At 63.5% G+C, this 9,747-nt stretch carries 9 protein-coding genes and 1 pseudogene; 4 read left to right on the top strand and 6 right to left on the bottom strand.

Annotated features, from left to right (window positions below):
* Nucleotides 1–92: 92 nt before the first annotated feature.
* On the bottom strand, nt 93–2,174 hold the full coding sequence (glyS, locus tag VIG90_RS07285) for a glycine--tRNA ligase subunit beta (protein ID WP_331592831.1): 2,082 nt from the start codon (nt 2,172–2,174) through the stop codon (nt 93–95).
* Nucleotides 2,174–3,073, bottom strand: coding sequence for a glycine--tRNA ligase subunit alpha (locus tag VIG90_RS07290; RefSeq protein WP_331592832.1), 900 nt, complete (start codon nt 3,071–3,073; stop codon nt 2,174–2,176). Before VIG90_RS07290 ends, glyS begins: the two co-directional genes overlap by 1 nt.
* Before the next feature lie 261 nt (nt 3,074–3,334).
* Between VIG90_RS07290 and rplY the strand changes: the two genes are divergently transcribed.
* From rplY to VIG90_RS07310, 4 genes and pseudogenes are all read left to right on the top strand, one after another.
* A complete protein-coding gene (rplY, locus tag VIG90_RS07295; protein WP_331592833.1) occupies nt 3,335–3,688 on the top strand; it encodes a 50S ribosomal protein L25 in 354 nt (117 codons plus the stop codon).
* Between the two features lie 159 nt (nt 3,689–3,847).
* Nucleotides 3,848–4,408 (top strand): annotated as a pseudogene (gene pth / locus VIG90_RS07300) (aminoacyl-tRNA hydrolase); the annotation flags it as partial.
* 287 nt (nt 4,409–4,695) lie between these two features.
* Nucleotides 4,696–5,793, top strand: a complete 1,098-nt coding sequence (gene ychF / locus VIG90_RS07305; protein WP_331592834.1) for a redox-regulated ATPase YchF — start codon at nt 4,696–4,698, stop codon at nt 5,791–5,793.
* Between the two features lie 9 nt (nt 5,794–5,802).
* Complete coding sequence (locus tag VIG90_RS07310) at nt 5,803–6,249, top strand: MaoC family dehydratase (protein WP_331592835.1); 447 nt, start codon at nt 5,803–5,805, stop codon at nt 6,247–6,249.
* 65 nt (nt 6,250–6,314) lie between these two features.
* On the opposite strand, the gene VIG90_RS07315 is transcribed toward VIG90_RS07310, so the two are convergent.
* The 4 genes from VIG90_RS07315 to VIG90_RS07330 all read right to left on the bottom strand — a co-directional run.
* Nucleotides 6,315–6,857 (bottom strand): adenine phosphoribosyltransferase, encoded by a 543-nt coding sequence (locus VIG90_RS07315; protein ID WP_331592836.1) that lies wholly within the window; start codon nt 6,855–6,857, stop codon nt 6,315–6,317.
* Nucleotides 6,854–7,747, bottom strand: a complete 894-nt coding sequence (gene mtnP, locus VIG90_RS07320; RefSeq protein ID WP_331592837.1) for an S-methyl-5'-thioadenosine phosphorylase — start codon at nt 7,745–7,747, stop codon at nt 6,854–6,856. Before mtnP ends, VIG90_RS07315 begins: the two co-directional genes overlap by 4 nt.
* Before the next feature lie 172 nt (nt 7,748–7,919).
* Nucleotides 7,920–8,735, bottom strand: coding sequence for a cytochrome c1 (locus VIG90_RS07325; protein WP_331592838.1), 816 nt, complete (start codon nt 8,733–8,735; stop codon nt 7,920–7,922).
* 14 nt (nt 8,736–8,749) lie between these two features.
* The coding region (locus tag VIG90_RS07330; protein ID WP_331592839.1) for a cytochrome b at nt 8,750–9,747 on the bottom strand (998 nt) is incomplete at its 5' end.

Consider the following 9,747-nt stretch of genomic DNA (forward strand, 5'->3'; position numbering starts at 1 on the left):
ATTGAAATGCCGGTGAACCCGGAAAAGTCAACCCGGCAGTTGTGCAAGAGGCGGCCGAAGCCGCCTCTTTTGAACCCTGATTCCGTTCCGCGTTAACCTTCGATCCGCGCGAAGTCCGCAACCGTATGGACGGCGGCGCGCAGTTCGTTGAGCAGATTGAGCCGGTTGGCTCTCACGGCGGGGTCATCCGCGTTCACCGTGACGTGATCAAAGAACGAGTCGACCAGCGGCCGCAGGCGGGCCATGGCAGACATCGCCCCGCTGAAGTCTTCGACCTTGATGAGGCCGTCCACCTCGCCACGCGCGCCAGACAGCGCTTCGTACAGCGCCTTTTCCTCGCCTTGCGTGAACAGGCCGGCATCGACAGCGCCGTCGTAGCGACTGCTGTCCTTCTTTTCCTCGATGCGCAGGATGTTGGCAGCACGGCGGTAGCCGGCCAGCAGGTTCGCGCCGTCCTCGCTGTCGAGCAGGCTTGCAAGGGCGGTCACGCGCGCCAGCAGGCGCACCAGATCGTCCTCGCCGCCAAGGCTGAACACGGCGTCGATCAGATCGTGCCGAACGCCCGCTTCGCGCTGCTGAACCTTCAGGCGGTCCGCAAAGAAGTCGAGCAGAACGGAGCCAAGACCGTCTTCGCCGCCCTTGACGGCAAGCGCGGCGCGGGCCTCATCCAGAACAGGCAACAGCGGCAGACGCAGGCCATTCTCGAGGATCAGGCGAATGACGCCCAGTGCAGCGCGACGCAGCGCATAGGGGTCCTTCGAGCCGGTCGGCTTCTCGTTGATCGCAAAGAAGCCGACAAGCGTGTCGATCTTGTCCGCCAGCGCAACGGCAATGGACACCGGCGCGGTCGGGCAGCTGTCGTTCGGGCCGACCGGGCTGTAATGCTCGCGGATGGCCTGTGCAACGGCTGCGGGTTCGCCCTGGGCTTCGGCATAGTAGCCGCCCATCACGCCCTGCAGTTCAGGGAACTCGCCCACCATGCCGGTCACGAGATCGGCCTTGGCCAGACGCGCGGCGCGCTCAGCCAGATCGGCCTCGCAGTTGGGAATGTACTGGGCCAGCGCACGCGCCAGCTTCGCCACCCGCTCCACCTTGGCAGCCAGAGTGCCCAGCTTCTCGTGGAACACGATCTCGCCCAGCTTGGGCAGCCGATCCTCAAGACGGGCCTTGAGGTCCGTCTCGTAGAAGAACTTGGCGTCGGACAGACGGGCGGCCAGCACGCGCTCGTTACCGGCCACGATGGCCTTGCCACCGTCCGCCGCTTCCACGTTGGCAACGCAGATGAAGCGGTTGGCGAGCTTGCCAGTCTCGGCATTGCGCAGCGCAAAATACTTCTGGTTGGCCCGCATGGTCAGCTGAATGACCTCAGGCGGAACCTGCAGGAAGCTCTCGTCGAACTGGCCCATCAGCGGCACCGGCCATTCGGTCAGCCCCGCATTCTCGGCCAGCAGGCCGGGATCTTCCACCAGTTCCACACCAGCGGCGTCTGCCAGCTTGCGTGCACCCGCATCGATGATGCGCTGGCGCTCGGCCAGATCGAGCACAACCTTGCTGATGCGCAGCTTGGTCCGGTACTCTTCGGTGTTGTTCACCGGGAACGGAGACGGGCCCATGAAGCGGTGGCCGCGGGTGATGTTCCCGCTGCGCACGTTCTCCACTTCCACCGGCACTACCTGCCCATCGAACAGGCAGAGGATGGACTGCAGCGGGCGTACCCAGCGCAGGGAATCGGTGGAGCCCGAAGGCTCGCCCCAGCGCATGGACTTTGGCCACGGGAAACCGCGAATGACGCCGGTAATGATCTCCGGCAGAACCTCGACCGTCGGCCGCCCCTTGCGGGAAATCTTGGCGAACAGGAAGGTACCCTTGCCCTCGGTGCGCTCTTCCAGCTGCTCGCGGGTCAGGCCGGTGGACTTCAGGAAGCCCTCGATTGCCTGCGCAGGTGCATCGACTCGCGGGCCACGGCGCTCCTCCTCGATGTCCGGCTGTGCCTTGGGCAGGCCGGCAACGGCCACGGCAAGGCGGCGGGGCGTCACGAAGGTCTCGACGGAGTCCGTCGCCAGACCCTGCGCCTTCAGACCCTCGCCCAGCAGGCGGGCCAGATCCTCAGCGGCGCGCGACTGCATGCGCGCCGGGATCTCGTCGGATTGAAGCTCAAGCAACAGTTCAGACATCAGGCGGCACTCCACCCGAAATCACGGGCCCAGCGGTCCGCGTTCACGTCGATCCAACCCTCGCAGCAGCCCTTGGCCAGCTCGCGAACGCGGCCGATGTAGGCCTGACGCTCGGCGACGGAAATGACGCCACGTGCATTGAGAAGGTTGAACAAATGGCTCGCCTTGATGGCGAAGTCATAGGCGGGCAGCGGCAGTTTCGCCTCCAGCAGCGCCTTGCACTGCTCCTGCGCCTCCTTGAACTGGCGGAACAGGATTTCGGTGTTGGCATGCTCGAAGTTGTAGGCCGAGAACTGCTTCTCGCTGGGCAGGAACACGTCGCCGTACGTCACGCCCTGACCGTTGAAGTCCAGGTCGTAAACGTTGTCCACGCCCTGAATGTACATGGCGAGGCGCTCGAGACCGTAGGTGATCTCACCGGCCACCGGCTTGCAATCGAACCCGCCCACCTGCTGGAAGTAGGTGAACTGGGTGACTTCCATGCCGTCGCACCACACTTCCCAGCCGAGGCCCCAGGCGCCCAGAGTCGGGCTTTCCCAGTCGTCCTCGACGAAGCGGATGTCATGCAGCGCCAGATCGATGCCGATCTCCTTGAGCGAGCCAAGGTAGAGATCAACGATGTTCTCGGGGCTCGGCTTCAGGATGACCTGAAACTGATAGTAGTGCTGCAGGCGGTTGGGGTTCTCACCGTAGCGGCCGTCGGTCGGACGGCGGGACGGCTGAACATAGGCGGCCTTCCACGGCTCGGGCCCCAGGGACCGCAACGTGGTTGCCGGATGAAAGGTGCCTGCTCCCATTTCCACGTCATAAGGCTGCAGAACAACGCAGCCCTGCTGCGCCCAGTAGCGCTGCAAGGTGAGAATGAGATCCTGAAACGATGGCTTCTTAACGTCGGCCACTGCGCCGCTTACCCCGCTGTTGAACGGACGGCGGACCCTAACGGTGGGCCTGTTGGGGGTCAAGGATATGTATGGCGTATGAACGGCTCTGCGTCACACCGCCTCTCTGCCATGGCGGGCGCGCCACAGTCCCTTTGCATGAGCCCGGCGCGCACCCTCCCCCGGTCTTGCCTTTTTACCCCCATTTCGCTAGACATCGCGCCTTCGCTAGCCGGGCGGAACATCCCTGGAGGTCCGCCCCTGTTCTGATTGGAGATACACATGAGCAACGTGCTTTCCGTGAAAGCCGAGCTTCGCACCGGTGCCGGCAAGGGAGTGGCCCGGGCTGCCCGCAAGAATGGTCAGGCTCCGGCCGTGATCTACGGCATGAAGACCGAGCCGACCCTGATCCTCATCGAGGAAAACGAGCTGTGGAAGGCCCTGAACAAGGGCACCTACTTTGACTCGATCATCGAGATCGAAGTGGACGGCAAGGTTGAGCGCACCATTGCGCGCGACGTGCAGTTCCACCCGGTGACCGACCGTCCGCTGCACGTGGACTTCCTCCGCGTTCCGGCCGACTTCGAGTTCGAAGCCGAGGACGAGGTCGAGGTCGAAGCTGAGGACGCCGAGTAAGACAGGCTGAGGCGTTTCGCCTCGCCGTCTGAAGACGGACCAGCGACAAGGGCGCGGGATTTGATCCTGCGCCCTTTTTGCATGTAGGAACACTGAAGACACACGGCGGCCCGCTTCTGTTCGCGCCGCTGCCTGATCACGAGTCTCGAGGGCATCGCCATGCAGCTCTTTGTCGGTCTGGGCAATCCCGGCAGCCAGTACGAAGGCAACCGCCACAACATCGGCTTCATGGCCGTGGACCGGATCGCGCAGGAATACGGCTTCGGCCCGTGGCGCAGCCGCTTCAAGGGGCTGACGGCGGAAGGCACCATCAACGGCGTGAAAGTGCTGCTGTTGAAGCCGCAGACCTACATGAATCTCTCCGGCGACTCCGTTGCCGAGGCCCTGCGCTTCTACAAGCTGCCGCTGGAGGCCCTGCTGGTCTTTCATGACGAGCTGGATGTCGCGCCCGGCAAGCTGAAGATGAAGGTGGGCGGCGGTGCTGCCGGCCACAACGGTCTGCGCTCCATCGATTCCCATCTGGGTCCGCATTACCGCCGGGCCCGGCTCGGCATCGGGCACCCGGGCTCGAAGGAGCGGGTGCACGGCTGGGTGCTGGGTGACTTCACCAAGGCCGACCAGACCTGGCTCGACGCCTTTCTCGATGCGGTGGCGAAGGAAGCCGGCTGGCTGGCCAAGGGGAACGATGCTCGCTTCGCGTCATCCGTCTCCCAGCGCCTGACCCCGCCCCGTCCGAAGAAGGAGAAGGCGGCAGAAGGCGCAGAGCCCGGCGCGACTGCAATTTCAAAGGTGGCAGCTTCAGCTGAACCCGTCACCCGGGTTCTCTCCGCCTCCCCTCGCCCTGCGGGAGTGAAGGAAGCGCCCAGCAACGCGACGCGCACCGTGCCGACGCTTCAGTCGCTCTTCGACAAATTCAGCAAGAAGCGCTAATACCCCTCCCGAATAGATCCTCCCGGCGGCCGCTTCTGCCGAAGCGCCCCGGAACCAGTTGCGAGACAAGGAACACCATGGGTTTTCAATGCGGCATCGTCGGACTGCCCAACGTCGGCAAGTCCACCCTGTTCAATGCGCTGACCGAAACCGCCGCGGCAGCGTCTGCAAACTATCCCTTCTGCACCATCGAGCCGAACGTCGGCCAGGTGCCGGTGCCGGACAAGCGCCTCAACGAGATCGCCGCGCTGGCCAAGTCGCAGCGCATCATCGAGACTCAGCTGGCGTTCGTTGACATCGCCGGCCTGGTGCGCGGTGCCTCCAAGGGCGAAGGCCTGGGCAACCAGTTCCTCGGCAACATCCGGGAAGTGGACGCTATCATCCACGTGCTGCGCTGCTTCGAGGGCGACGTCACCCACGTCGAGGGCCGCGTCGATCCGATCGCTGATGCCGAGACGGTCGAAACCGAACTCATGCTCTCGGATCTCGATAGCCTTGAGCGCCGCCTCGTCGCCATCTCCAAGAAGGCCAAGGGCGGTGACAAGGAAGCCAAGGTTCAGGAAGCGGTGTTCACGCCGGTGCTGGACCTGCTGCGCGACGGCAAGCCCGCCCGCCTGTTCAAGCCGAAGGACGAGGAAGAAGCCCGCGTCTTCAAGCAGGCGCAGCTGCTGACCTCCAAGCCGGTGCTGTACGTTTGCAACGTCGATGAAAGTGCAGCCGCCACCGGCAACGCCTATTCGCAGCGCGTCGCCGAGAAGGCTGCCGCCGAAGGTGCGTACTCGGTCGTCATCTCCGCCGCCATCGAGGCGGAAATCTCGCAGATGGATCCGGAGGACCGCCCGGCATTCCTGTCTGACCTCGGCCTTGAGGAAACCGGTCTGGCCCGCGTCATCCGCGCTGGTTACGGCCTGCTCGACCTTATCACGTTCTTCACCGTCGGCCCGAAGGAAGCCCGCGCCTGGACCGTCCGCAAGGGCGCAAAGGCTCCGGAAGCCGCCGGCGTCATCCACACCGACTTCGAGCGCGGCTTCATCCGCGCCGAGACCACCTCGTTTGATGACTACGTCAAGTTCGGCGGCGAAGTGGGGGCCAAGGAAGCTGGTCGCATGCGCCTTGAAGGGAAGGACTATGTCGTTCAGGATGGCGACATCATGTTGTTCCGCTTCAATACGTGAGGACTCTGCTTGCGGTATTTTGAGGATTTCAGTGTCGGGTCCGAAGTGAACTTCGGCCGTTACGAAGTGACGGCCGAAGAGATCATTGAATTCGCCCAGAAGTACGATCCTCAGCCCTTTCACACCGACCCTGCCGCCGCCCGACACTCGATGTTCGGCGTTCTCTGCGCCAGCGGCTGGCATACCTGCGCCATGTCCATGCGCATGCTGGTGGACTGGATTCGAGAGAACGGCAGTTCCGGGGAAGGCTCCCCGGGCGTCGAGCAGATTCGCTGGCTGCGCCCGGTGGTACCCGGAGATATTCTGGGCATGCGTGTGAAAATCGTCGGGGCGCGCGCTTCAGGCAGCCGCCCCGGCTACGGCATCGTGACCTTCGACCAGAAGACGGTGGATGCCGCAGGCACTCCGGTCATGACAATGATCTCCACCGTTTTCTTCCAGCAGAGCCCAGCCTGAGCACACGCTGGCGTGTCTCGAGCGGTAGAGGTATAGCGCCTCTGCCGCCACAACGGTCCTCCAGCTCAGGCGCCGGGAAAGTCCATCAAGGTGAAAACGGGCACGTCAGCGTTCACCAGCCGCGCGTTGCCGCCCAGTTCCGGCAGATCGACGACACATGCGGCAGCCGCCACGTCCACGCCGACGGTGCGGAACAGGTTCACGGCCGCCAGGGCCGTGCCGCCGGTTGCGATCAGATCGTCGATCAGGATCACCCGCTCTCCCGGTCCGAATGCGTCCACATGGATTTCCACCCGGTCAGAACCGTATTCCAGCTCATAGTCGAGCCCGACGGTATCGTAAGGCAGCTTGCCTTTCTTGCGCACCGGAACGAACCCCAGCCCCAGCTCCGCCGCGACAGCACCGCCAAGGATAAACCCGCGAGCTTCGATGCCTGCCACTTTCTGAGCACCCACCCCGCGCAGCATATCCGCTAGACGCAGCACGCTTTCCCGGAAGCCGAACGCATCGCCCAGCAACGGCGTTATATCCCGAAACAGCACACCCGCCTTCGGGTAATCGGGGATGGTGCGGACCAGCCGCTTCAGGTCTTCGTTCGACCCCGTCATTTTTCAACTCCAATGATACGTCCGGCAATACACGCCAGCCGTTCGCGCGCTTCCGCTGGCCAGGCACTGGCAGGTGTCAGAACCGCATGCTCCAGGGCCGTATCACAGCCTGAATCGCAGGAACCTGACCGACGCGGAAGACGAGCGGCAACCTCAACCACAAGCTTTTGCGCAAGTCGGCTGTTCTCACCCAGCACCTTGACGATGTCAGACACCTCGACGGCGGCATGGTCCTCATGCCAGCAGTCGAAGTCCGTCACCATGGCGACGCTCTGGTAGCAGATCTCGGCTTCCCGGGCGAGGTAAGCTTCCGGCAGATTGGTCATACCAATCACGTCTGCGCCCCAACTGCGATAGAGATGGCTCTCGGCCCGGGTCGAGAACTGCGGCCCCTCGATGCAGATGTAGGTGCCGCCTTTTTGACGCAGAATGCCAAGCGCCTCGCAGGCTTCCGCCGCAATGTCCCCCAGACGCCCGCACAGCGGCTCGGCCATAGAGACATGGGCCACCACACCCTCGCCGAAGAAGCTGCGCGTACGGCCCTGTGTGCGGTCAATAAACTGGTCCGCAACCACAAAGGTGCCGGGCGGCAGATGCTCTTGGAACGAACCGCAGGCCGAGAGCGACAAAATCTCGGTGACGCCCAGCATCTTCATCGCCGCGATGTTGGCACGATGATTGAGCTCGTTCGGCGCGATGCCGTGATTGCGTCCATGGCGGGGCAGGAAGACCACATCCCGGCCTGCGATGCTGCCGACCAGCAGTTCGTCGGAGGGTGCGCCCCACGGCGTCTCGACCGCCTGCCAGTGCGCGCCTTCCAGCGCTGACATGCGGTAGAGACCACTGCCACCGATGATCCCCAGACGCCCGGCCTGATTCGTCACTGTCATGTGCCGCCTATTCGGTTGGATGTCGTATTCCTGTTGATGGGTAAGGACACCAGATGGCGGCCTGCGGGCAAGGCCAAACGGGCCTGAGCGACAATCTGTGTTTCCCGAAAAGCGAAAGGCCGGAGCAATGCCCCGGCCTTTGCCTTGTTGTCAGGTGAGTCTGACGTCGGTCTTAGCTGTCGTGCGGCTTCGGACCCTTAACGCCGGCCCAGACCTTCTTGTAGCTGATGATGCTCAGAACCAGCAGCACCGAAAGGAAGGCAACGACGCCAACGCCCATGCGCTTGCGGTTCTCAAGCTTCGGCTCGGCTGCCCAGGCCAGGAACGCGGTCACGTCCTTGGCCATCTGATCTTCAGTGGCCTTGGTGCCGTCGGCATAGGTCACCTGATCGTCCGACAGCGGCTTCGGCATGCCGATCACAGCGCCGTGGAAGTACGGGTTGAAGTAACCGCCTTCCGGCAGTTCAAAACCGGCCGGAGCCTGCTCATACCCGGTCAGGACCGAGTAGATGAAGGCTTCGTGGCCCGGACGGGCCTTCACGATCAGCGACAGATCGGGCGGGATCTTGCCGCCGTTGGCAGCCGAGGCCGCCACGTCGTTGGCATACGGGCTCGGGAACTTGTCGGACGGAAGAGCGGCGCGGGTCGATGCCTCGCCGGTCTTCTCGTCGATGGCCGGAACTTCGTAGGCCTTGGCGATCGCCTTGATCTCGGCCTCATTGTAGCCAAGGTCTTCCAGCGTGCGGAAAGCCACCAGGTTCAGGCCGTGGCAGGCGGCGCAGACTTCCTTGTAAACCTGGAAGCCGCGCTGCAGCTGCGCCCGATCATACTTACCGAAGATGCCTTCATGCGCGAAGGACACTTCCTTGGGGTGCTTTTCCAGCGCCTTGATCGGGTCCGGCTGGACCGGATCACGCGGCGAGAAAGCGCCAACCAGGAGGGCGAGCGAGAAGATCGCGCCCACACCGTAGGAAACGAAACGGATCATTACGCAGGCCCCCCTTACTCGGCCGGCTGGGCGACGGTTGCGCCCGGCAGAACTGGATCCGCAATGCTGCGCGGCAGCGGCTTCGGCGTTTCAATACGCGCAACCAGCGGCACGAGGATCAGGAAGTGGATGAAGTAGTAGGCCGAAGCCAGCTGGCTGATGCGGACGAACGGTTCTTCGGCCGGTGCAGCACCGCAGTAGCCCAGGATCAGCACGTCGGCGACCAGGAACCAGAACAGGTACTTGTAGGTCGGACGGAAGCGGGCCGAGCGGACACGCGACGAGTCGAGCCACGGCAGGAAGAGCAGCAGCAGGATCGAGGCGAACATGGCCAGCACGCCCCAGAGCTTGGCCGGGATGCCGAAGAAGTCGACCGTGAAGGCGCGCAGAATTGCGTAGAACGGCCAGAAGTACCATTCCGGAACGATGTGCGCCGGAGTCGCCAGCGGGTTGGCCGGAATGTAGTTGTCCGGGTGGCCCAGAGCGTTCGGCAGGAAGAACACGAAAGCCGAGAACACCAGCAGGGCAACGACGACGCCGACCAGATCCTTCACCGTGTAGTACGGGTGGAACGGAACGGTGTCCTGCGGACCCTTCACGTCAATGCCCAGCGGGTTGTTGGAACCCGGAATGTGCAGCGCCCAGATGTGCAGGATAACGACACCGGCGATCACGAACGGCAGCAGGTAGTGCAGCGAGAAGAACTTGTTCAGCGCCGGGTTGCCCACGAACGGAGCGCCCAGCAGCAGGGTCTGGATCGGCTCGCCCACCAGCGGAAGCGCGGTGAACAGACCGGTGATCACCTGTGCGCCCCAGAAGGACATCTGACCCCACGGCAGCACGTAGCCCATGAAGGCGGTTGCCATCATCAGCAGGAAGATCACGACGCCCAGAATCCAGAGCAACTCACGCGGTGCCTTGTAGGAACCGTAGTAGAGGCCGCGGAAGATGTGGACGTAAACCACAATGAAGAAGAACGAAGCGCCGTTGGCGTGCATGTAGCGGATCAGCC

This window comes from Pedomonas sp. (assembly GCF_036515995.1).
Classification (GTDB): Bacteria; Pseudomonadota; Alphaproteobacteria; order Sphingomonadales; family Sphingomonadaceae; genus Pedomonas.

Excerpts from the sequence above, each read along its gene's own strand:
- VIG90_RS07315 (WP_331592836.1), bottom strand. The coding sequence starts at position 6,857 with ATGACGGGGTCGAACGAAGACCTGAAGCGGCTGGTCCGCACCATCCCC.
- VIG90_RS07325 (WP_331592838.1), bottom strand. The coding sequence starts at position 8,735 with ATGATCCGTTTCGTTTCCTACGGTGTGGGCGCGATCTTCTCGCTCGCC.
- ychF (WP_331592834.1), top strand. The coding sequence starts at position 4,696 with ATGGGTTTTCAATGCGGCATCGTCGGACTGCCCAACGTCGGCAAGTCC.
- mtnP (WP_331592837.1), bottom strand. The coding sequence starts at position 7,747 with ATGACAGTGACGAATCAGGCCGGGCGTCTGGGGATCATCGGTGGCAGT.
- rplY (WP_331592833.1), top strand. The coding sequence starts at position 3,335 with ATGAGCAACGTGCTTTCCGTGAAAGCCGAGCTTCGCACCGGTGCCGGC.
- glyS (WP_331592831.1), bottom strand. The coding sequence starts at position 2,174 with ATGTCTGAACTGTTGCTTGAGCTTCAATCCGACGAGATCCCGGCGCGC.